This window comes from Spirosoma utsteinense (assembly GCF_014282275.1).
Lineage (GTDB): Bacteria > Bacteroidota > Bacteroidia > Cytophagales > Spirosomataceae > Spirosoma > Spirosoma utsteinense.
On record NZ_VFIA01000004.1, the window covers coordinates 119,649 to 141,106 of the forward strand.

Below are 21,458 nucleotides of genomic sequence, written 5' to 3' on the forward strand. Positions count from 1 at the left end.
GCAAGATACCAAGGGGATGGCCGATAGAATCATGTTAAGCTGGTAGCTTGATAATAAATGTGGTGCCTTCGCCTTCCCGGCTCTCCACCTGCAGCGTACCATTATGCCCTTTCGTAACAATATCGTAGGCCAGCGACAAGCCCAGACCCGTTCCCTCGCCAGTAGGTTTGGTAGTAAAGAACGGTTGAAAAATTCGTGTTTGAAGCTCTTCGGGAATACCAGTACCATTGTCGGTCACCATAATCCTGGCCTGTCCGTTCTCACAGCGGGTCTGCACGCGAACGGCAGGCTGGTAAAGGGCTGGGCTCGTTGATGAGCCTGCTTGTTTCTGGCGCTGCTGAACGGCGTAAAAGGCGTTCGTGAACAGGTTCAACAGCACCCGTCCCAGATCCTGGGGAATCAGGCTGATAAGGCCAAGCGACGGGTCGAGGTCGGTGGAGAAAGTAGCATTAAAGGTTTTGTCCTTGGCGCGCAATCCATGGTAAGCCAGCCGCAGGTACTCGTCGGCCAGCGCGTTCAAATCGGTCGGTTCGCGTTGCCCGCTGCTGGCCCGCGAATGCTGGAGCATGCCGCGCACGATGGACGATGCCCGCCCGCCGTGGTGGGTTATCTTCTGGAGGTTCTGTTTGAGGTCGGCCAGGAGTTCGGCTTCCAGCTCCGGATCGCGCTCCGGTTTTTGCTGCTCATCGGCCAGTTCGTCGATCAACTCGACCGACACTTCCGAGAAGTTGTTGACAAAGTTGAGGGGGTTCTGGATTTCATGAGCGATACCCGCTGTCAGTTCGCCCAGAGAAGCCATTTTCTCCGACTGAACAAGCTGGTTCTGCGTGATTCGCAATTCTGCCAGGGCGTGCTCCAGTTCTTCTTTTTGCTGGGTAATTTCGGCTGTCCGTTCGGCTACCAGTGCTTCCAGTTCGGCTTTGCGGGCTTCGATTTCACGTCGCTTTTCGGCCTCCTTTTCGCGTTCGACCGATTCGTTGGCCAGGGCTTTTTTCTGCCTCGTTGCGATGATGATGAACGTGATGAGCCAGATAACGGAGAACGCCATGGCCGATCCGATGTAGTCATCATACTCCTCCCGGAAGGTTGGCACTACCGACTTCATCAGCTCGCTCAGAAACGCCATGACCATGAACGGTCCTACGGCCAGCAACAGCGTCCGGGCGGGTTTGAAATCGTTGATCAGCCAGACGGTGTAGGCGATAATGGCACCAAAGCCTGCCCAGAGCCACCCGGTCGAGAGATCGTCTATCCCAAAAATAGCGCCTATCCCGAACAGAATACCCACACCGGCCCAGGCTTTCCTCAGCACCTGATCCCACCGGGGAGTTCGATTCGGGGTATCTAAAAACTTACGCAGGTATTGAATACTGAGAGCACACAAAATAAGTGCTCCAATGCCTTCTGGTGTTGAAAATTTCATGCGTGGCCACGGAGGGTTCAGTATGGAATGTGCATGCGCAAGATACAGTTATCTCCGTGATGAGGAAATATACTTACCGATTGGCTCCCGGCCAGTTGTCAGGTAGCTGGCGACGGGGTAGTTTGTTTGGCCAGTAGTTCATTCTGGCGCCTGATACGGCCCGATAAGCTGCGGACAATGCTGCGCAGCACCTCGCCCCGCTCTTCCATCAGGTCGAAAAAATCGTCCTGATCCAGCCGCAACAGCCGTACATCGCTACTCACTTCGGCGGTAGCCGACCGGGATTCGGTATCCAGCAGCGCCAGCTCGCCAAAGAAATCACCCCGACCAAAACGAGCCAGTTCGGTATTGCCATCACGGATGCTGACTTCACCGGCGTAAATAACATACATACCCGTGCCGAGGTCGCCTTTTGTGAAAATGGTGCTGCCTGCCTGGTAAGCTTCCTCCTTCATGATCGGTGTGATGCTGGCCAACACATTTTCGGGTGTTTGCGAAAACAGGCTGGTGTGTGCCAGTAGCAGCACGCGGTCGTAGTCAGAAATCTGGTTTTGACTGTCGGTTGGATGCGTCATGAGCAGCGGAGAGAAAGCACGGGATTGGGATAGTAGTGATTGCCGGGCCAGCAACGCATCGGCAGCCGATAAACTGCGCAGTACGGTACTGACAGTCCAGGCCGAAAAAACAGTCTCGCCGGTACGTAGAATAAATGTCCGGATGGGTTCCGGCTCTGCAAAGGGACCAAGCTCAACGTCCAGCATCCGTACCCGTTCGGGCAGGGGCAGGTCATCGATGAGCACCTGCATCGTCTGGTAAACGTTTCTGGGAATCAGGTTGTCTAGAAGTTCGAGCGAGTTGGCGCGTCGCTCACGAGCCGGATGGCCTACGCCCAGCCGTGCCCCGGTGATGGTTTCAGAATCGTATAACTGGGTGAGCACATCGAACAGACGCTGCAACAATACCGTCAGTTCATAATCGAGCGTATCGGCCAGATCGGGATCGGTCAGGCTACCATGCAGGAGCCGCTGCGCCAGTGAGATTTCGTTGTCCAGCAGAATCCGAAACAGAACATCGTCGGCCGATTCGTTGGGGAACCGGCGAAGTGCCCGCAAGGCTGCCCCCCGGATGGTCAGGTCCGCCTGACTGGCCAGCTCGTTCAACAAACGACGGCTTTCGGCCGTGCGGATCGTGCCGCAGATACCCGCAATGCGTTCGGTCAGCAGGCGATTTGTGGTGGCAAGCGCAGCCCGCATCGCCGGAACGATATCTTCGCCACGTGTTTTCAAGGCGTTGACCACCGTTCGGCCGATATGGGTATCGGTTAGGTGAGCCACCATAAACCGGGTCAGCTCCGGGTCTGGCAATCGGCCGGCGGCTGTAATGGCGGCTTTGGCCAGGGTTGCATCCGGGCTCTTTAGCCGCTGGTTGACCACCGATGCGTAGTCGACGAGCTGTAGCACGCCAATTAGCTTCAGCGCAATTTGCTGGGGTAGCGGTTCCGGGTTATTAATGAGTCCGGTCAGGCTGTGTCGACCGGCCAGATCGCGGGGGTTCAATTCCAGAACCCCCCTGATGGCACCCTGCCGCACGCTTAGATCGGTGTGATTGAGTAGGGGTGCCAGTTCGCCCGGTTCGGCACTGATCCGGCGACCGAGCAGATAAGCAGCCTGTTCGCGCAGGACTGGTTCTGTATCGGTCAGGGCAACATGGGTCAACTGCCGAACCGGAATGGCCTGGTCATGATCGGTCAGTAACGCCAGCGTTCGTCGCCGTACGGTTGAATCGGGATGGAGCAGCAACGTTGGTAGCTGTGGTGTCAGCTCGCGGGGGCTATGGGTACCGAGCCAGCCCAGCGCGGCTACCACATCGGTCACTTTATCACTGTTGAGCTGCCGGAGCATGGTCGTTTTGGCGGCTGTTGGCATCGCCAGTTGATCGCGTTCCAGGAACCGCCGGCCAATAGCGTCGTTCAACTCATGCATGTAGTGGCGGTAGGTCTTGCGCAGGAGGTAAAAAGCACCACCCAAAAGCATGAGCCAGACGAATGGTACCCAAACCCCAAGGGTAGGATGGTTATGCATAGCCCAGATCAGCAGACCGGCCAATCCCAGACCCAGCGGCTCATACAATCCTTTGGCCAGCGTATGGCCTTTCAGCCGCTGCGGGGGCGATAAAGGCTGAAACAGGACCAGAAACACGGGGTCGAACAACGACCGGCGCACGACCTCGAAGACAAGGTACAGGATACAGAAATAGACGAGCAGCACGGTTTCTTCGGCCCCGACCCGGTTCATCACGATGAGACCGACCAGACCTGCCAGCGCTACCAACGGCAACAGCAACAGCGACCGACGTACTCCGAATTTATCGAGCAGCGCGCCGGACAGCAGTAACTTGACCAGCATAGCCAACCCGTAAGTCAGCGCCAGTATGTAGCTGACATATTTGATCACATCGGACTGATCGTGGAACCGGTGCTTTACATTAATGAAAAAGTTGTACTCGATTTCAATAGCAACGGCTGCCAGAGCCGCCATACTGAGACACATCAGAAAAATAAGGTTACTACCGCCAAACTGTTGCCCTACAAACCGGGATGGCTCACGTCGAACGGCCCGCGCTGGCCGGTGGGCCGCGTGAACCTCGTGGGATTGTACGGTGAGCTGAAGCGCGTAATAGGCGGCCAGGAAGGCGCCGAACGCAACCAGTACCAGGATCAGAATGCCCGTATGGGCGTGTACGAAAGCAGCCAGGATAGCCCCCAGTGCTTTGGCAGGCATATCGCCCGAACTGATGACACTGAACAGCCGCTTGCTCTGCCGGGTGTCGAACACCACCGCCGACACGCCCCAGAACTCAAGGTTCGTGAGCAGATAGACGACCCGATAACCGACCATGATAGCTACAGCAGCCGCTACCGAGTGGCCGTATACGACGAAGAGGCCGACCACAACAGTCATGGCCACAACCGTTAGCAGCACCCGTGTGGCTAAATGGCTTAGTAACAGGTGGTGCTCATAGTACCCATACAGCTTGCCAACCGCAATCATCGCTACTGCCGACATCACGTAGGCGAGGGGCAGACTGGTTTCAGGCTGGTTTTCGAGGAGAATGGCATTAGCCGCTACATAGACCAGAATCGTACCGATGCCCAGCAGGAAGTTATGAACGAAAAACAAGCCGACCGTTCGGGCTTCGTCAGGCCGTATGCCTAACGCACGTTGCCATCGTTGAGTAAACGACAGGTCAGAAGGCGGGGTACTGGCACCTACGTTCATACGTTGTTGCTACGGAGAAGTTCGCTTGGTTAATAAAAGACGGGTTAATTCACGAACCAGTCTCAACCTCAAATATACGCGGCCACGGTTAAACGGGGGCATTCTTCCTAACTTTTTAGGGGCTAGTAGTGGCCTTCGACCAGCTTTTTCAATGACCTGAAGCGGCCCCTGTTACGGGTGGGAACGAAGCTTCTTTCACAAAAAGACAGTGGTCAACCAAACCGGCACGAATGCTGTTATAGGAGTAATCGTGTCGTAACCAGTACACAGTAGGATAAAAACCATAATTTTTACGGCTAAGTGTTTAGCCTATACGCTACCTTTGCGAGTCAAAACAACGACGCGCCCTCGTCATGGACCAGTTTTCATATATCGCCAATTCCGACGCGGCTTACGTAGATCAATTGTATCAGTCTTATAAGCAAGACCCTCAATTAGTTGACGAAAGCTGGCAGCAATTTTTCAAAGGATTTGAGTTCTCGTTAACCTACGGTGAAACCGCCAACGGTAACAAAGCGAACACCACAGCACAGAACGGCGTTGCTGCCAACGGTGCGTCTACAAAAACCAATGGCCAGGCTGTTAAACCAGTCGATGCCAGTCATGCCGAAAAAGAAGTTTCGGTAGCCAGTCTGATCAAGGCCTACCGGTCTCGTGGTCACCTGCTGGCGAAAACCAACCCGCTCAAAGCGCGTAAAGACCGGCAGCCTCGCGTTGACCTGCCCGACTATGCCTTGACGGAGGCCGATCTCGACACCACCTTCGAGTCGGGTAAGCTTCTGGGCATCGGGCCAGCTACACTGCGCACTATCATGGAGTCGCTGCGGAAAATCTACGCAGGCAATATCGGCTTCGAGTATATGTACATCCGGGAAATGGATGTGAAAAACTGGCTACGCAACAAGATCGAGAAAGAAGCGCTGGTATTTACGCCTACTATCGATGAGAAGAAGCGTATCCTTGAAAAGCTGAACGAAGCTACCGTTTTCGAGAACTTCCTGGCAACCAAATACCTGGGTCAGAAACGTTTCTCGCTCGAAGGTGGCGAATCGACTATTCCGGCGCTGGACACCATCATCAGCCAGGCATCCGACATGGGTGTTGAGGAAGTTATGATCGGTATGGCCCACCGGGGACGGCTGAACGTACTCTGTAACATTCTGGGCAAATCGTACGAAGCCGTATTCGACGGATTCGAAGGAAACGTACCGGAGCAGGTACATGGCGATGGTGACGTGAAATATCACCTTGGTTATGCCAGCCTGACCGAAACCAAATCGGGAAAACAGATCAGCGTGAAACTGGCTCCGAATCCGTCGCACCTCGAAGCCGTTAACCCGGTTGTTGAAGGATTCGTACGGGCGCAGGCCGATGAAGAGTACGCCGGTGACTTTACCCGGATCATGCCCATCCTGATTCACGGTGATGCCGCCGTGGCCGGTCAGGGCATTGTCTATGAAGTGACACAAATGGCTAAACTGGCGGGGTATCAAACTGGTGGAACGATCCACTTTGTTATCAACAACCAGGTTGGTTTTACAACAGATTTTGAGGATGCCCGTTCGTCGATCTATTGCTCGGATGTGGCTAAAATCATTGATGCCCCGATTTTCCACGTCAACGGCGACGACCCGGAAGCGGTTATATTCTGCGCTAAATTAGCCGTTGAGTTCCGTCAGAAATTCAACCGGGATGTATTCATCGATATGGTGTGCTACCGGCGCTATGGACATAATGAGTCCGACGAGCCGAAATTTACGCAGCCAACGATGTACAACATCATCGACAAGCATGCCAACCCGCGCGAACTCTACAACAAATTGCTCATTGAGCGGGGCGATGTAGATGCGGAGCTGGCAACGCGTATGGATACGGAATTTAAAAAGCAGTTGCAGGACCGGCTCGACCGGGTGAAGCAGAAAGCAGAGATTCCGTACAAACCGCTGCGTCTGGATCTGGACTGGGCTGAACTGCGCTTCTCCGAAGCACAGGATTTCGACCAGTCGCCCGAGACGGGTGTGGCTCCCGAAACGCTGGAAACTATTGGCAAAGCCCTGGTTAAAATTCCGGAAGGTTTCAAGCCGCTGAAACAGATCGATAAATTGCTGAAAGACCGGCAGGCGATGCTGACCGACAGTAAAATGGTGAACTGGGGCACGGCTGAGTTGCTGGCTTACGGGTCACTGCTACTGGAAGGTAAACCCGTTCGCCTGAGCGGGCAGGATGTGCAGCGCGGTACGTTCTCGCACCGCCATGCTGTTCTGCACGATGCAGATACGAACCAGTCATACTCATCGCTCGATTTTATCCGGGACGACCAGCAGAAGTTTCAGGTTTACAATTCGCTGCTGTCGGAGTACGGTGTACTGGGTTTTGAGTATGGCTATGCCATGGCAAACCCGCACGCACTGGTTATCTGGGAAGCGCAGTTCGGGGATTTCTCGAATGGTGCCCAGTTGATCATCGACCAGTTTATTGCTGCTGCCGAGTCGAAGTGGGGTATTCAAAACGGGGTGGTACTCTTGCTGCCACACGGCTACGAAGGCCAGGGCCCGGAACACTCCAACGCCCGGCCCGAACGCTACCTGCAACTCAGCGCCGAGCAGAACATGATAGTAGCCAATATCTCGACGCCGGCCAACTTCTTCCACCTGATGCGTCGTCAACTGGCGTGGGCTTTCCGGAAGCCATTGGTGGTCATGTCGCCCAAGTCGCTGCTGCGTCATCCAAAGTGTGTATCTCCGCTGGAGGATCTTACGAAAGGGTCGTTCCAGGAAGTACTGGGCGATTCCTATGCGCAGGCCAAGAAAGTGAAGCGGGTGCTGCTCTGCTCAGGTAAGATCTATTACGATCTGTTCGATAAGCAACAGGCCGACCAACGCGACGACGTCGCCATCGTTCGCCTGGAACAACTGGCTCCGCTGCCCAAAAAGCAGTTGGACGATGTACTGAGCCAGTATAAGAAAGCCGAACTGGTATGGGTTCAGGAAGAGCCCGAGAACATGGGCTACTGGGGCTATCTGCTACGCGTGATGGCAGGTCAAAACCCGGCCGCATCCTATACGTTGCGCGTCATTTCGCGTGGTGCTGCGGCCTCGCCGGCTACAGGCTATGCCAAAGTGCACACGCAGGAGCAAGCTGATATCGTTCGCAGAGCTTTCGAATAAAAAATAGCTGGTCAGTTAAATGAGTCAGTTGGTGAGTTGAACAGTCGGTGAGTTAGCAGACTGACTCACCGACTGTTCAACTCACCAACTGACTCATTTAACTGATTTATTAACTGACCGACTCACTAACTGACCAACTGTTATATGGCCGTTGACATGAAAATCCCCGCTGTGGGGGAATCGATTACCGAAGTAACCGTCGGTACGTGGTACAAAAAAGAAGGCGATCAGGTGAAGATGGACGAAGTTCTCTGTGGCCTCGACTCCGACAAAGCTACGTTTGAACTGACGGCCGAAGCCAACGGTACATTACATATCCTGGCGCAGGAAGGGGATGTACTGCCCATTGGGGCCAGCATCTGCACCATCGATGGCGATGGAAGCGCGGCTCCGGCGGCTCCTTCAGCTGAACCAGCCCAGGCACCAGCGCCTGCCCAACCAGCAGCGACCAATGCCGATCCAACCCCTGCTCTTCAGCCTGTAGCAGAACCGGCCCAGCCAGCGCCATCGGCGGCTACGAAGGTAATTGAGATGAAAGTTCCGGCTGTGGGCGAGTCGGTTACCGAAGTGACCATTGCGTCCTGGAGTAAGAAAGATGGCGATCAGGTAGCGTTGGACGAGGTGCTGTGCGAACTCGAATCCGACAAAGCAACTTTCGAACTGCCTGCTGAAGCCGCTGGAACGCTGCGTATCGTAGCACAGGAAGGCGAAACACTAGCCATTGGCGCCTTGATCGCCAAGATCGAAGTGGGTGCAACGGCGGCTGCTCCAGCTTCGCAGCCAGCGTCGGCGCCGGCTGCCCAGCAGCCAGCACCTGTTGAAACGACGTCGAATGGGCAGAACGGCTATGCCGTAAACCATCCATCGCCTGCAGCCGCTAAAATTCTGGACGAGAAAGGTATCTCGGCGCAGCAGGTTCAAGGAACGGGGGTAGGAGGGCGTTTGACCAAAGAGGATGCGATGAAAGCGTCGCCCGCGCCTGCACAACCCGCTCCGTCGGCACCCGCGCCAGCACCTGCTGCCGCTAAACCAGCAGCCGCACCGGCACCCGCCCCCGTCATGACGGGTGAGCGCGCCCAGCGTCGTGAAAAAATGACGTCGCTGCGTAGAACCATTGCCCGCCGACTGGTAGCTGTGAAAAACGAAACGGCCATGCTCACTACCTTTAACGAGGTAGACATGAAGCCGATCATGGATCTGCGGAATAAGTACAAGGATAAGTTCAAGGAGAAAAACGGCGTAGGCCTTGGCTTCATGTCGTTCTTCACGAAGGCCGTTTGTACGGCGCTGAAAGACTTCCCGGCCGTGAACGCTCAGATCGATGGCGACCAGATGGTCTTCAACGATTTCTGTGATATATCGATTGCCGTTTCGTCCGATCGGGGTCTGGTCGTTCCTGTCATCCGGAATGCCGAGCAACTAAGCTTCGCCCAGATTGAGAAAGAAATCGTCCGTCTGGCGGGTCTGGCTCGTGAAAACAAGCTGACCATTGAGCAAATGACGGGTGGCACGTTTACTATCACCAATGGCGGTACCTTCGGGTCGATGCTGTCGACGCCAATCATCAACGCGCCCCAGTCAGCCATTCTGGGTATGCACAACATCGTTGAGCGGGCCGTAGTCGTCAATGGGGAGATTGTGATTCGCCCTATCATGTACGTGGCCCTATCATACGATCACCGCATTATCGACGGAAAAGAGTCGGTTAGCTTCCTGGTTCGGGTGAAACAGATTCTGGAAGATCCTGCCCGTTTGCTGTTCGATATGTAGTCATTGCTTTTAAGTCATACAAACATGAGTCATCCCGAATTTTGAGTAATAGCAAAAGCTATCATCAATGCGTTGGCAATGGCTAACCGCAATCTGTAGATCGGCACCGAAGCTATTCGGTGCCGATTACCTGTCCGGGGTGCCCACCGCTTCAAGAAGATCGGCACCCAGCCCGACCAGTTACGCAACAACGACAACAGAAAGTCATAGACTAAGCTAACAATCCCTAATAACTTAAGCCGACCTTCCCAAAACCACAGCCGGGGCGACTCCATCCCTAACTCGGCTTTGCCCGCCCGAAAAGCCTGTTCGATCTGTCCCGGCGGGGAACCGCAGCGGTGCATATAGCTATGCACTATCTCCCAGGCATCTTTGAGGCTGTTGATGGCAAGTGAGGTGAGCAGATACATCGGTGGTTGCTGGTGCTTTCTGTCCCGCACCACCACTAAAAATAGTTGGGTGTCCATAAATTCAGGGTGATGAACTCCTAGCCAACCCACGCTAACGTGTTTGGTCATCTTGCGCTCCTTGTCGCGCAGGAGTTTTCGACCCTGAGCCACACAACTGCGGGCCAGCAGATGCGTTTGCTTAGTCCCTTTTTGGGCGTGGACCAGTAGGTGGTTCTTTTTCCAGCGCAGTAAAAAGTGCTGCTCAAAATGGAGCATCCACTCAATCGTCCAACTGCTGGCATAGCCCCGATCCAGCACGTGCAGCAGGCGGTGGGGGATGGTGGCTTGAAGTGCTTTGAGCATCCGAAACATGATGTTGGTGCCAACCTCTTTATGTTTGCCACGGGTGGTCCACCAACTCATCTGGCACACGCTAGGTACTTCACCCAGGGCTGACAAAAGTACCCCCGTCCAGTGGAAGCCTGGCACACAAATCCGGGCCGTAGGGCGCTTGTAGTAGCCTTTCTTGATTTTAGTAAGCCGTTTGCCCTTACTGCTTTCTACGGAACAAAGTCCTTCGGCAAACCAACTCTCGGGCTTCTCGAGTCGACTATCGTCCCAAAGTAGCAGGGGGCGTTTGCCAACCGCCACGAGTTGGTCCATTCGCCGTTGGGTATTGGCAAAGAAGAACCCATCCACTAAAGCGGCTGTCCACTTCTGGCAGCGCAGTAAGTTGCTGATGCGTTTGGTGCCGGACGGTGCGTGGGCATGACCGCAGACGTAGCCACCCAACTCACTGAGCAAGAGTCCCATTTTAGTATGACGAAACAGTAAAATGGAGCGAAATAGGGTCTCAAAGGTGGTCACCAGGCGTTTGTCGATTTGATCGAGTAACTGGTGGTGTAGTGGTTGAAGATACTGGTTGATTTTGGCCTCTAAAAAAGGGGTAGCGGTTGACTTTGGGCCTTGCTTTTGCGTATTTTGTGAGTATGTCCTGGACATAAAAAGACCTCCTTTCTGGTTTTGGCGTTGTGGTGATGCTCAAAACTAAGAAAGGAGGCTCTTTTTTGTCAAGTCCCTAAAATTCGGGATGACTCATGTTTTACAGTAGCCCTGCCAGTGGGCAAAGCCCCTGGTAGTGGCTGTAAAGCCTAAGTAGTTTTACAATAGCCACTACCAGGGGCAAAGCCCACTGGCAGGGCTATTGTAAAACTACTTTCTGATCAAACTAACACCCGCCATTTCCGGGGGTTTTGGAATCCCCATCAGTTCCAGAATAGTAGGGGCTATGTCGGCTAGTTTACCATCGTTCAGTGTCGGGCGGTACTCTTTGTCGATCAGGATGCAGGGTACCAGGTTAGTGGTATGTGCCGTATTGGGCGTTCCATCTCCATTGATCATGAATTCGGCGTTACCGTGATCGGCAATGATGATCGTCGTATAGCCATGGGCGAGGGCTGCTTCGGTAACGGCTTTCGCGCAGGTATCGGCAGTTTGGGCCGCTATCTTTACCGCTTCGAACACGCCCGTATGGCCGACCATGTCGGTGTTGGCAAAGTTCAGACAAACGAAATCCGTTTCTTCATTCTCCAATTCAGGAATGATCGCATCGCGGATATCGTAAGCCGCCATTTCGGGTTTCAGATCGTATGTCTTCACGTCTTTCGGCGACTGGCACAGCAACCGTTTCTCACCAGCGAACGGCTCCTCACGCCCACCTGAGAAAAAGAACGTAACGTGTGGGTATTTTTCGGTTTCGGCGATCCGGATTTGTTTACGACCAGCGTTGGCAATGACTTCACCCAGTGTGTTTTGCAGGTTATCCTTATCGAAAATGACTTTTACCCCAACAAACTCGTTGTCGTAATTCGTCATTGTGATGTAATCAAGGGCCAGCTTTTTCATTCCCAGTTCCGGGAAGTCTTTCTGCGTCAGAGCCTGGGTAATTTCGCGGCCCCGGTCGGTGCGGAAGTTGAAACACAGCACGACATCATCCTCTTCGATTACGGCTACCGGCGAACCGTCAGCCCTGGCAACGATAATTGGTTTAATAAATTCATCGGTTATGTCCTGGTCATAAGAGGCCTGAAGTGCTTTCGTAACAGCATCGGCCGCTACTTTCTGGCCTGTGCCGTGTACCATGGCATCATATGCCACCTTAACCCGCTCCCAGCGATTGTCGCGGTCCATAGCATAATAGCGGCCAACCACACTGGCAATCTGCCCGGTGGTGCTGGCCATGTGCGCCTGAAGCTCGGTCAAGTAGCTAACCCCGCCTTTGGGGTCGGTGTCGCGGCCATCGGTGAACGCATGAACGAATACGTCGGTAAGACCCTGCGCGTGCGTAATAGACAGTAAACCTTTGAGGTGATCGATGTGAGCATGAACACCTCCATCGGATACCAGTCCGATAAAGTGAATTTTTTTGCCGGTCCGTTTGGCGTAATTCATGGCATCGACGAGAACAGGCTCCGTATCGAGCGTGTGTTCATCAACTGCCTTGTTGACCTTCACCAGGTCCTGATACACAACCCGTCCCGCCCCGAGATTCATGTGGCCGACTTCAGAGTTGCCCATCTGCCCGACGGGTAAACCAACGGCTAATCCCGACGCTTCAAGGCGGCTATTAGGATAGGTAGCATACAGCGACCGGACGAAAGGGACGTTAGCAGCCTCAATAGCTGATACCGCCGGGTTGAGGGGAATGCCCCAGCCGTCGAGAATAATGAGAATGACTTTTTTATTCATGGTATGATTTCAATGAGCGACGTAATGAATTGCCGGGCGGTCAGGCGCTCAGAAGAGTCGCCTGTCAGTCCGTCCATAAGTTATAACATAGGTGGGTGGGTCATCCGTTCTTTGATCAGGAACTCCAGTAGCTGGCGGCAGCAACGGGCCGTTATCTGATACACTTCGTCAAAAACCTCGGGTCCTTCGTAATAAGGGTCCGGTACATTCGGTTGATCGCTGGTAGCCGGATCGAACTCACGGAGCAGGAAGATGGTATCGTTCGTGTGTAGCCCTGTACTGCGGTAGTTCAGTTTTTCGATGGCTTCCAGGTTCATTTCGTCCATCGCTACAAAATAATCGAACAGTGCCAGGTCCTCGCCAATCATCCGCCGGGCCCGATGGGTGAGCACCAGACCGTGCTCAATAGCATTTTCGCGGGTACGTCGGTCGGGAAGCTGGCCGATGTGGTACGACGCTGTTCCGGCTGAATCACATTGAACTTGTTCGCTTAACCCGGCTTCGGCAACCAGTTCGCGAAATATGCCCTCTGCCACCGGCGATCGGCAGATGTTGCCGTAACAAACGAAGAGAACGTTTATCATAAAAATGAGCTAGTAATGGTGAGCAACCAGCGCTGTTCAGCGCTCATCATTACTAACCCAACACTATTTTTCAATCGGTTCGTTTTGTGCATCGACGATCACGAATACATCCTCGGTCGGTTTCTTCATCAGGTATTTCTCGCGGGCAAACTTCTCGCGGAGCCGGTCGCTGCCAAGCACCTCCCGCCGTTCGGTTTGTACGTGTTTTATTTCCGCCTGATAAAACTTTGTTTCTCCTTCCAGTTCACGCAGTTTCAGCCAGTTACGTACTTGCGAAGGAAGGTCATTGGCGTCGAAAAAGGTCATCCACCCCAGCAGTGCCAGTGAAGTGGCAACGTAGAAATTGCGAACAGAGCGGAGGAGTTTCTGAAGCATAGGGATGATCGATCGGGAAGCTGGAAGGAGTACAAATGACGAACGATGAATGATTTCTGCTTGAGATCATTCATCGTTCGTCAGGTATCGGCAATTAAAATTTCAACCCGGGGAAATAAGCGATTTCGCCCAGTTCCTCTTCAATACGAAGAAGTTGGTTGTACTTAGCCATACGATCTGACCGGGAAGCCGATCCGGTTTTGATCTGACCTGTATTCAGCGCCACGGCCAGGTCGGCAATGGTCGAATCTTCGGTTTCGCCGGAACGGTGCGACATGATGTTCTTGTACGCGTTGCGCTTTGCCAGGTTTACCGTGTCGATGGTTTCGGTAAGTGAGCCAATCTGGTTTACTTTCACCAGAATAGCGTTGGCAATATGCTGATCGATGCCCTGTTGCAAACGGGTTACGTTGGTTACGAACAGGTCGTCGCCAACAAGCTGCGTTTTGGTGTCTTTCAGCGCGTCGGTGTGCATTTTCCAGCCATCCCAATCGTCTTCAGCCATGCCGTCTTCAATCGACAGGATCGGGTATTTGCTAACCCAGTCCTTCCAGTAACCTGCCATTTCAGACGAGGTCAGCTTGTCGCCGGTCGATTTTTTGAAGTGGTATTGTTTGGTTTCGGCGTCGTAGAACTCCGAAGTAGCCGCATCCATCGCGATCCATACGTCTTCACCTGGCCGGTAACCCGCTTTTTCGATGGCCTGCATGATGATCTGAATCGCTTCTTCGTTGGAAGGAATGTTGGGGGCAAATCCGCCTTCATCACCAACGTTAGTCGACATGCCTTTGCTCTTCAGTACTTTTTTGAGCGTGTGGAATATCTCGGTACCCATCCGCAGTGCTTCCGAGAAACTCGGTGCATTGGCGGGCATCACCATGAATTCCTGAAAATCGATGGAGTTATCAGCGTGGGAGCCACCGTTGAGGATGTTCATCATCGGTACGGGCAGCGTGTTAGCGTTGACGCCACCTACGTAGCGGTACAGCGGCATACCTGCTTCCTGCGAGGCCGCTTTGGCAACCGCCAGCGATACACCCAGAATAGCGTTTGCCCCCAGGCGGCTCTTGTTAGGCGTTCCGTCCAGTTCCAGCATGATCTTGTCGAGCATGCTTTGCTCATAAACAGAAATGCCCACCAATTCGGGGAAGATCAATTCATTAACGTTCGATACAGCTTTCAATACGCCTTTTCCAACGTATACGCTGGCATCATCGTCACGGAGTTCAACAGCCTCATGGCTTCCGGTTGAGGCACCTGATGGTACAGCCGCCCGACCTAAAAAACCGTTCTCGGTGCGAACGTCAACTTCAACGGTTGGGTTGCCCCGTGAATCCAGAATTTGCCGGGCATGAATGCTTTGGATTGTACTCATTTCAAAAATATAGAAGGGTTAACAACGAAAAAGTCAATTTTTTCTGCGCTGACTACCAAGTCATTACGCCTTGACTGACAAACTGAGTGTAAAGTAACGAAATACAGGTCAAAAGTGCAGGATTTTCATAGGGCTTAGTAGGGTATGCTTACCGGGTAGGTTACCAAAGTGACCACTTGTAAGGCCTGTATTTGCCAGCGTTGCCGGGCCACACCACCGACTATTGGCTTATTTAACGAACAATAGACGCTGCCGACCGTTCTAAAATCTTAGTGACACGTCGTTAGGTATGTCCTGAAATTTTTGTCTATTTGTGCGGTATTACACCGCAACCAAACCAACCAGATCCATGCGAGGATTATTGTACTTCTTATTATTCCTGTTAGTTATTTTCGGCGTTTTGTACGCACTTACCGGCTGGAGCTACAGCGATGGCGAACGTGCGGGTACAATCTCCAAGTTCAGCCGACGGGGATTTGTCTTTAAAACCTATGAGGGCGTATTGAATGTAGGCGGCTTTTCGGGAGAAACGGGTTCGCTGACACCTCAGTACTTTGACTTTTCGGTGAAAGAAGATAACATCGCTACCCAGATCACAAATGCTGTCAAGACCGGGCAGCGGGTAACCCTTCATTACGAAGAGAAGATCCTGCGCCTGCCCTGGAATGGCGATACCAAATACTACATTACGTCGGTAGAAATCATTGGTCCGGGAACACGTTCGTACGGCGACGGGTCGGCTTATCCGGGTGCTCAGCCGGGTCAGGGACAACCGCAGACGCAGCAGCCTCCGGTGCAGCAAACCCAGCCTCAGCAGATGGCTCCGGCGCAGGCCCAGCCTATGCCGGTTGACTCAACACTCTAGTCTGATTTTCTAGAAAAAAGCCCGTTCATTGCGTCTGAAAGGCCTATGAACGGGTTTCTTTTTTTCTGTTGAATTTTCTGTTGTGGCTTCGATAAAGGCTGCCAACTATTTTCAAAAACTGCTTGGTTTTTTACCCCTTTCTGGGTAACTTTATCTGTTTAAACAACCATCCAAACATGGCTAAATCTGATTCGGCAACGGCTACAGCAACTGCCGCTGAAAACAAACTGAAGGCCCTACAAACCACGATTGAGAAGCTTGATAAAGCGTTCGGGAAAGGCACTGTCATGCGCCTGAGCGAGAGCCGGGTCGTAGACGTTCCGGTGATCAAAACCGGTTCGCTCGGGCTCGATCTGGCGTTGGGCATTGGAGGTTTGCCACGTGGTCGTGTCGTTGAAATCTACGGTCCTGAATCGTCGGGTAAGACTACACTGACCATGCACTGCATCGCCGAAGCACAAAAGGCGGGCGGTCTGGCAGCTTTCATCGATGCTGAACACGCTTTCGACCGCGCTTATGCGGAGAAACTGGGTATCGATACCAAAAACCTCCTGATCTCACAGCCCGATAACGGCGAGCAGGCGCTGGAAATCGCCGAACACCTCATCAGCTCAGGTGCAATCGATATTATCGTTATCGACTCCGTAGCGGCTCTGGTGCCAAAGGCGGAAATCGAAGGCGAAATGGGCGAGAGCAAAATGGGACTACAGGCTCGTCTGATGTCGCAGGCGCTCCGTAAGCTCACCGGTACCATCAACAAAACGGGTTGCTGCTGTATCTTCATTAACCAGCTGCGGGAAAAAATCGGCGTGATGTTCGGTAACCCCGAAACCACTACAGGTGGTAATGCGCTGAAGTTCTACGCTTCCGTACGTCTGGATATCCGGCGAATCGGCCAGATCAAAGAAGGTGCCGATAATGTCGTTGGTAACCGTACCAAAGTGAAAGTCGTTAAGAACAAAATGGCGGCTCCATTTAAAGTTGTTGAATTCGACATCATGTACGGACTGGGTATTTCCAAAGTCGGAGAAATTCTTGACCTGGCCGTCGAAATGGATATCGTTAAGAAGTCAGGTTCGTGGTTCTCATACGGAACAAGCCGTCTGGCTCAGGGACGTGATGCCGTAAAAGAATTGTTACTGGACAATCCTGAATTGAGCGCTGAACTGGAAGGTAAGATCCGCACGAAAATCAGTGAAGACGAAAATGCGTTGGTTGACCCCGTTCTGGCTGCTACAGAAGAGGACGATGAAGGCGCTATCGACGATTAATCGTAATCAGGACCGCTTTTAGTAAAAAAAGGTAGCTAACGAATGGTTAGCTACCTTTTTTTATGCACGGGAAAAGTCTTCCTGAAGGGTAAACTTCACCTGTAAGATTACTACCGTTGTTCGATCGATTTAAACTCACGGAGCGTAGCGCCGGTATAAATCTGGCGTGGGCGGCCAATAGGTTCTTTCTGCTCGCGCATTTCTTTCCACTGCGCAATCCAGCCCGGCAAACGGCCAATGGCAAACATCACGGTGAACATGTTCGTTGGAATCCCGAGTGCCCGATAGATGATACCTGAATAGAAATCGACGTTCGGGTATAATTTACGCGATACGAAGTATTCATCGTTCAGGGCCGCTTCTTCAAGACCTTTTGCTATTTCAAGCACCGGATCGTTAACGCCCAGTTTTGCCAGTACGTCGTCTGCTGCTTTTTTGATAATGCGGGCGCGGGGATCGAAGTTCTTGTACACCCGGTGACCAAAGCCAAACAACCGGAATCCCGTTGTCTTGGCGTTCTTGGCCATGTCGATATACTTATTGACATCGCCACCACCATTCTTGATCTCTTCCAGCATTTCGATCACCTCCTGGTTGGCACCGCCATGGAGCGGACCCCAGAGGGCACTCACACCGGCTGAAATAGATGAATACAGGTTGGCTTTTGAGGAGCCAACAAGCCGCACCGTCGATGTGGAGCAATTTTGCTCGTGGTCGGCATGGAGAATCAGTAATACGTTTAGGGCTTCGGCTACAACCGGGTCTACCTTGTAATCTTCGACCGGCAGGGCGAACATCATGTTCAGGAAGTTGGGAATGTAGTCGAGGTTGTTTTTGGGGTAGTTGATCGGGTGGCCCAGCGACCGTTTGTACGACCAGGTGGCTATGGTTGGCAACTTGGCCATCAGCCGGATAATGTGCTGGTCAGTAGAAGCCTCGGCTGTGTCGTCGTAGGAGTCAGGGTAAAAGGCACTCATGGCACTAACCAGTGATGACAGAACGGCCATTGGATGGGCGTTGACCGGAAAACCGTCGAAGATTTTCCGCATGTCCTCGTTAACGAGCGTATGGCGACGGATAGCGGTTTCAAAGGTGGCGAACTCATCCTGCGTAGGCAATTCCCCGTAAATTAGCAGGTAGGCTACTTCCAGGAACGAGGCTTTTGACGCTAGATCTTCGATGGAGTAGCCCCGGTAACGAAGAATACCCTCTTCGCCATCCAGAAATGTAATGCCGCTTTGAGTAGCGCCGGTATTCTTGTAGCCCCGGTCTAACGTAACGTATCCGGTCTGGTCACGGAGGTTCGAGATGTCGAAGGCTTTTTCGTGTTCGCTTCCTTCTAACGTGGGGAACGAGTAAGACTTACCATCGACGGTTAATTCAGCAGCGTTTGCCATACAAAAAATCAGGGTAGAGTATTCTAATAGAACGAATAAGGGGTTGTCGGGTATGGATCGTAACTTACCATACCAACCGGGCGAAATTAGTCCAAAAACACAAACGGCGGACGAAAACTACCGAAAAAGGCCATTAAACCCATGTTAATTAATTATGTAACCCATTGGCAGAAGAATTAGTTTTGTCTTATTGTTTGTAGATTTTGCCACCTTTCATCACTAGCCGAACCTGCCGGATGGCGGCCATTGCCTGGCTGGGATCACCCTCAACCGCTACCAGGTCGGCCAGCAAACCCGGCCGGACCCGGCCCCGGTCGGCCAGATGGAAGACATCGGCATTGACAGACGTGGCCGAGCGCAGCACATCCAGGGGCTTCATGCCGTAATTGACCATCATCTCCAGCTCGCGGGCATTGTCGCCGTGACTGAACACGCCTACATCGCCCCCGGCACAAATGGTCACGCCCGCATCCAGTGCCTGCCTGAACGTAATGCGCTTTTCGCCCAGCCGGGCTGGTTCGGGGTCCTGGCCTTTTTTCCAGCCCCGGTACTGACTAACCGCGTCTCCAGCCGCCAGTGTGGGGCAAAGAGCGGTACCATTTTTTTTCATCAGCGCAAAGATCTCAGGGGTTCCGGCATCGCCATGCTCAACGGTTTCGCAGCCTGCCAGAATAGCCCGTCGCATGCCCTCGGCTGTGCTGGCATGGGCTACAACGCCCCGGCCGCTGCTGCGGGCGACCTCTACGATCAGTTTCAATTCATCGAGGGTAAACGTAGGATGGGCTTCGGCCATCAGGCCCCAGCGGTAATCAGCGTATATTTTTATGGCATCGGCTCCTTTGCCGATCTGGGTCCGTACGGCCCGGATCAGGGCGTCATGGCCGTCGGCTTCTTCGGCACCCTGCGGTACGCTGATGTCAGGTCCGTATCCTTTGGGTCCGTAACTACCCGTAGCAATGAGCGCCCGCGTCACTACCACCATCCGTGGGCCGGGTATAATTTGCTGGTTGATAGCCTGCTTAAGTCCTACATCATCATAATCCGCGCCTTCGGTACCGAGGTCGCGTACTGTGGTGAAGCCTGCCAGCAGCGTTTTTTGCGCATGAACCGTTGCGCGGGCTACCCGGAGCGAACGGGATTCTTTTAAAACCTGATCGTCCCAACTGGTTTCATTATAGGGGTGAAGTAACAAATGGGAGTGCCCTTCAATCAGACCGGGCAAAAGCGTTGTACCCTTCAGGTCGATTATCCCGGCGTTGGTTGCCGATACGGAACTGGCAGGACCAACCGCTTCGATTTTCTCCCCGTTAATACGTACCACCCAACCTGCATGCATGGTTTCGCCGTCAAAAACTCGGTCGGGTCGAAGCAACAGCGTGGTTTGAGCAACGAGCGAATAAGGAAGTAAAAGCAGCAGCAGGTAAAGTCGTTTCATGAGCGAGATAAGGACAAGGCCAAACATACGCAAAAAGGAGCCAGAAGGCCCCTTTTTGCGTAGGATAATAGGTTGGTGAAGCAGCTTTTGTAATGCCGGCTTGTCGTCAACGTCGTTTCTTCGTACTGGCATCCAGGGCTCCTTTCCCAAAAATAAGAGCCAGTAATCCTGGCAATAGAATGGCACCCGCCCGAAAGCCTGCCCCCGTCAGTTTATAGACGCCTGAGTTGTAGAGCATGAAGCTGTCGAAAAGCCAATAGCCGGATACAGCCAGCAGCGCAACCAGAATAATGGACCCCAGCGGCCGCCCCAGTTGGCCAAGTACGCCGGAAACAATCAGCGTGAGGGCTATAACAACGCTTACCGTGGCCAGCGCTTTGGGAAAGGTTTCGAGGTAATCGTAATCGAAAAAGAATACACCGGCACGGCCAATCAGGTTCGGATGGGACAACAGCCAGGCATCAAGAACGACCAATACAAGCAGGATAACGTAGAAAAAAGGGTTACGCATTTATAAGAGAACAGTTTTAATGATCAGCGGAATGAAAATCAAGATTAGATTTAATGAATAGCGTGTAAGGGTCCCATTTTGAATTCTACGTCGGGTGCTACAAATATGTATGCCTTTTCTACAGCTACACCGTACAAATCAATATTTGATTCTTCCCAGCCCATCTCACGTTTAATAAGTGAACCATCAATGAAGTATTCATGACGTAGCATGATTACTGCTGATATATAGAGCAGTTCCTGTTTTGTCAATACCTGTTGTACCTGATTTACCAGATAATCCAGAGCGCTCTTTCTGTCCTCATCAATCCATTTGGCCGCAACCAATAAATCCCATACAGAAGCATCTTCCCTCCGGGCTAAAGCAAAGAAGAGCACTGTTCCTTTCTCTGCCGTAATTGGCTCAAGAAGACTACCTATTTTCTTTATGAGTTGTTTCATAGCACGTTTAAAAGCGTTTTTGTTGCGCTTAATATTGCCAAAACTTCACCTCTTCGCTGTAATGTCTCACTCTTGGTACGCATACTTACTCGGCTGTAACGCGATTCAGGGTCCCAAGCCTTTACCGTTGACCAATCTGAAAAATAAAATTGCTTAATTTTATTTTCAACTCCTGATAGATGCAGCAAGGCATCAAGGTTATGCGTTTTGAAACTTGCCAAGCCATCAAACTCTTTTCGCGACTCTGGAAATCCTTCCCACTGGAGCGTTTTACAAACCCTCAATTTGAGAACTATCTCTACAACGTATCCGCACAAGTAAGCTGCTCCGTCAAATCGACTAGCTGAAAATAGTGCGTCAGCATCGGCCAGACGTGCACTGGCGATGCGTTTTAGGTCTGATTTTAGCAACATAAGTGACAAAATAGTAT

General features: G+C 52.6%; 16 protein-coding genes. 4 read left to right on the forward strand and 12 right to left on the reverse strand.

What is annotated here, in order from left to right; translation table 11 throughout:
* Positions 1–34: 34 nt before the first annotated feature.
* The gene (locus FH603_RS04250) at positions 35–1,423 is read right to left on the reverse strand and encodes an ATP-binding protein (RefSeq protein ID WP_186736217.1); all 1,389 of its coding nucleotides are present in this window, start codon (positions 1,421–1,423) and stop codon (positions 35–37) included.
* A 98-nt stretch (positions 1,424–1,521) separates the two neighbouring features.
* Positions 1,522–4,701, reverse strand: coding sequence for a cyclic nucleotide-binding domain-containing protein (locus FH603_RS04255; RefSeq protein ID WP_186736218.1), 3,180 nt, complete (start codon positions 4,699–4,701; stop codon positions 1,522–1,524).
* 353 nt (positions 4,702–5,054) lie between these two features.
* Between FH603_RS04255 and FH603_RS04260 the strand changes: the two genes are divergently transcribed.
* A complete protein-coding gene (locus tag FH603_RS04260; RefSeq protein ID WP_186736219.1) occupies positions 5,055–7,868 on the forward strand; it encodes a 2-oxoglutarate dehydrogenase E1 component in 2,814 nt (937 codons plus the stop codon).
* Between the two features lie 144 nt (positions 7,869–8,012).
* Complete coding sequence (gene odhB / locus FH603_RS04265; RefSeq protein WP_186736220.1) at positions 8,013–9,638, forward strand: 2-oxoglutarate dehydrogenase complex dihydrolipoyllysine-residue succinyltransferase; 1,626 nt, start codon at positions 8,013–8,015, stop codon at positions 9,636–9,638.
* A gap of 29 nt (positions 9,639–9,667) precedes the next feature.
* Here odhB and FH603_RS04270 read toward each other — a convergent pair whose 3' ends face one another.
* The 5 genes from FH603_RS04270 to eno all read right to left on the reverse strand — a co-directional run bounded on the left by FH603_RS04270 (position 9,668) and on the right by eno (position 15,109).
* Entirely contained in the window at positions 9,668–10,840 is a 1,173-nt protein-coding gene (locus tag FH603_RS04270; protein WP_235985330.1) for a hypothetical protein, read from the reverse strand.
* 399 nt (positions 10,841–11,239) lie between these two features.
* Positions 11,240–12,775 (reverse strand): 2,3-bisphosphoglycerate-independent phosphoglycerate mutase, encoded by a 1,536-nt coding sequence (gpmI, locus tag FH603_RS04275; RefSeq protein ID WP_186736222.1) that lies wholly within the window; start codon positions 12,773–12,775, stop codon positions 11,240–11,242.
* Between the two features lie 80 nt (positions 12,776–12,855).
* Positions 12,856–13,359, reverse strand: a complete 504-nt coding sequence (locus tag FH603_RS04280; RefSeq protein ID WP_186736223.1) for a low molecular weight protein-tyrosine-phosphatase — start codon at positions 13,357–13,359, stop codon at positions 12,856–12,858.
* 63 nt (positions 13,360–13,422) lie between these two features.
* Complete coding sequence (locus tag FH603_RS04285) at positions 13,423–13,734, reverse strand: FtsB family cell division protein (protein ID WP_186736224.1); 312 nt, start codon at positions 13,732–13,734, stop codon at positions 13,423–13,425.
* Between the two features lie 94 nt (positions 13,735–13,828).
* The gene (eno, locus tag FH603_RS04290; protein ID WP_186736225.1) at positions 13,829–15,109 is read right to left on the reverse strand and encodes a phosphopyruvate hydratase; all 1,281 of its coding nucleotides are present in this window, start codon (positions 15,107–15,109) and stop codon (positions 13,829–13,831) included.
* A 349-nt stretch (positions 15,110–15,458) separates the two neighbouring features.
* On the opposite strand from eno, the gene FH603_RS04295 reads away from it, so the two are divergent.
* Together FH603_RS04295 and recA are read left to right on the forward strand one after the other, a co-directional pair.
* Positions 15,459–15,974: a hypothetical protein gene (locus FH603_RS04295; protein WP_186736226.1), complete on the forward strand. Its 516-nt coding sequence runs from the start codon at positions 15,459–15,461 to the stop codon at positions 15,972–15,974.
* A 176-nt stretch (positions 15,975–16,150) separates the two neighbouring features.
* Positions 16,151–17,245 carry a recombinase RecA gene (recA, locus tag FH603_RS04300; RefSeq protein ID WP_186736227.1) on the forward strand — a complete coding sequence of 365 codons (1,095 nt, stop codon included), beginning with the start codon at positions 16,151–16,153 and terminating at the stop codon, positions 17,243–17,245.
* A gap of 110 nt (positions 17,246–17,355) precedes the next feature.
* Here the strand turns inward: recA and FH603_RS04305 are convergent, their stop codons facing one another.
* From FH603_RS04305 to FH603_RS04325, 5 genes are all read right to left on the reverse strand, one after another.
* Entirely contained in the window at positions 17,356–18,642 is a 1,287-nt protein-coding gene (locus FH603_RS04305; RefSeq protein ID WP_186736228.1) for a citrate synthase, read from the reverse strand.
* Positions 18,643–18,829: 187 nt separating this feature from the next.
* Positions 18,830–20,077, reverse strand: a complete 1,248-nt coding sequence (locus tag FH603_RS04310; protein ID WP_186736229.1) for a metal-dependent hydrolase family protein — start codon at positions 20,075–20,077, stop codon at positions 18,830–18,832.
* Positions 20,078–20,183: 106 nt separating this feature from the next.
* Positions 20,184–20,588, reverse strand: a complete 405-nt coding sequence (locus FH603_RS04315; protein WP_186736230.1) for a hypothetical protein — start codon at positions 20,586–20,588, stop codon at positions 20,184–20,186.
* 50 nt (positions 20,589–20,638) lie between these two features.
* Positions 20,639–21,028: a hypothetical protein gene (locus FH603_RS04320; RefSeq protein WP_186736231.1), complete on the reverse strand. Its 390-nt coding sequence runs from the start codon at positions 21,026–21,028 to the stop codon at positions 20,639–20,641.
* Positions 21,025–21,441 (reverse strand): hypothetical protein, encoded by a 417-nt coding sequence (locus tag FH603_RS04325; RefSeq protein WP_186736232.1) that lies wholly within the window; start codon positions 21,439–21,441, stop codon positions 21,025–21,027. The genes FH603_RS04320 and FH603_RS04325 overlap by 4 nt, the downstream gene beginning before the upstream one ends.
* Positions 21,442–21,458 lie beyond the last annotated feature (17 nt).

Excerpts from the sequence above, each read along its gene's own strand:
- FH603_RS04320 (WP_186736231.1), bottom strand. The coding sequence starts at position 21,028 with ATGAAACAACTCATAAAGAAAATAGGTAGTCTTCTTGAGCCAATTACG.
- FH603_RS04285 (WP_186736224.1), bottom strand. The coding sequence starts at position 13,734 with ATGCTTCAGAAACTCCTCCGCTCTGTTCGCAATTTCTACGTTGCCACT.
- FH603_RS04255 (WP_186736218.1), bottom strand. The coding sequence starts at position 4,701 with ATGAACGTAGGTGCCAGTACCCCGCCTTCTGACCTGTCGTTTACTCAA.
- FH603_RS04325 (WP_186736232.1), bottom strand. The coding sequence starts at position 21,441 with ATGTTGCTAAAATCAGACCTAAAACGCATCGCCAGTGCACGTCTGGCC.
- FH603_RS04305 (WP_186736228.1), bottom strand. The coding sequence starts at position 18,642 with ATGGCAAACGCTGCTGAATTAACCGTCGATGGTAAGTCTTACTCGTTC.
- FH603_RS04310 (WP_186736229.1), bottom strand. The coding sequence starts at position 20,077 with ATGAAACGACTTTACCTGCTGCTGCTTTTACTTCCTTATTCGCTCGTT.
- FH603_RS04295 (WP_186736226.1), top strand. The coding sequence starts at position 15,459 with ATGCGAGGATTATTGTACTTCTTATTATTCCTGTTAGTTATTTTCGGC.
- recA (WP_186736227.1), top strand. The coding sequence starts at position 16,151 with ATGGCTAAATCTGATTCGGCAACGGCTACAGCAACTGCCGCTGAAAAC.
- eno (WP_186736225.1), bottom strand. The coding sequence starts at position 15,109 with ATGAGTACAATCCAAAGCATTCATGCCCGGCAAATTCTGGATTCACGG.
- gpmI (WP_186736222.1), bottom strand. The coding sequence starts at position 12,775 with ATGAATAAAAAAGTCATTCTCATTATTCTCGACGGCTGGGGCATTCCC.
- FH603_RS04315 (WP_186736230.1), bottom strand. The coding sequence starts at position 20,588 with ATGCGTAACCCTTTTTTCTACGTTATCCTGCTTGTATTGGTCGTTCTT.
- FH603_RS04270 (WP_235985330.1), bottom strand. The coding sequence starts at position 10,840 with ATGGGACTCTTGCTCAGTGAGTTGGGTGGCTACGTCTGCGGTCATGCC.
- odhB (WP_186736220.1), top strand. The coding sequence starts at position 8,013 with ATGGCCGTTGACATGAAAATCCCCGCTGTGGGGGAATCGATTACCGAA.
- FH603_RS04250 (WP_186736217.1), bottom strand. The coding sequence starts at position 1,423 with ATGAAATTTTCAACACCAGAAGGCATTGGAGCACTTATTTTGTGTGCT.
- FH603_RS04260 (WP_186736219.1), top strand. The coding sequence starts at position 5,055 with ATGGACCAGTTTTCATATATCGCCAATTCCGACGCGGCTTACGTAGAT.
- FH603_RS04280 (WP_186736223.1), bottom strand. The coding sequence starts at position 13,359 with ATGATAAACGTTCTCTTCGTTTGTTACGGCAACATCTGCCGATCGCCG.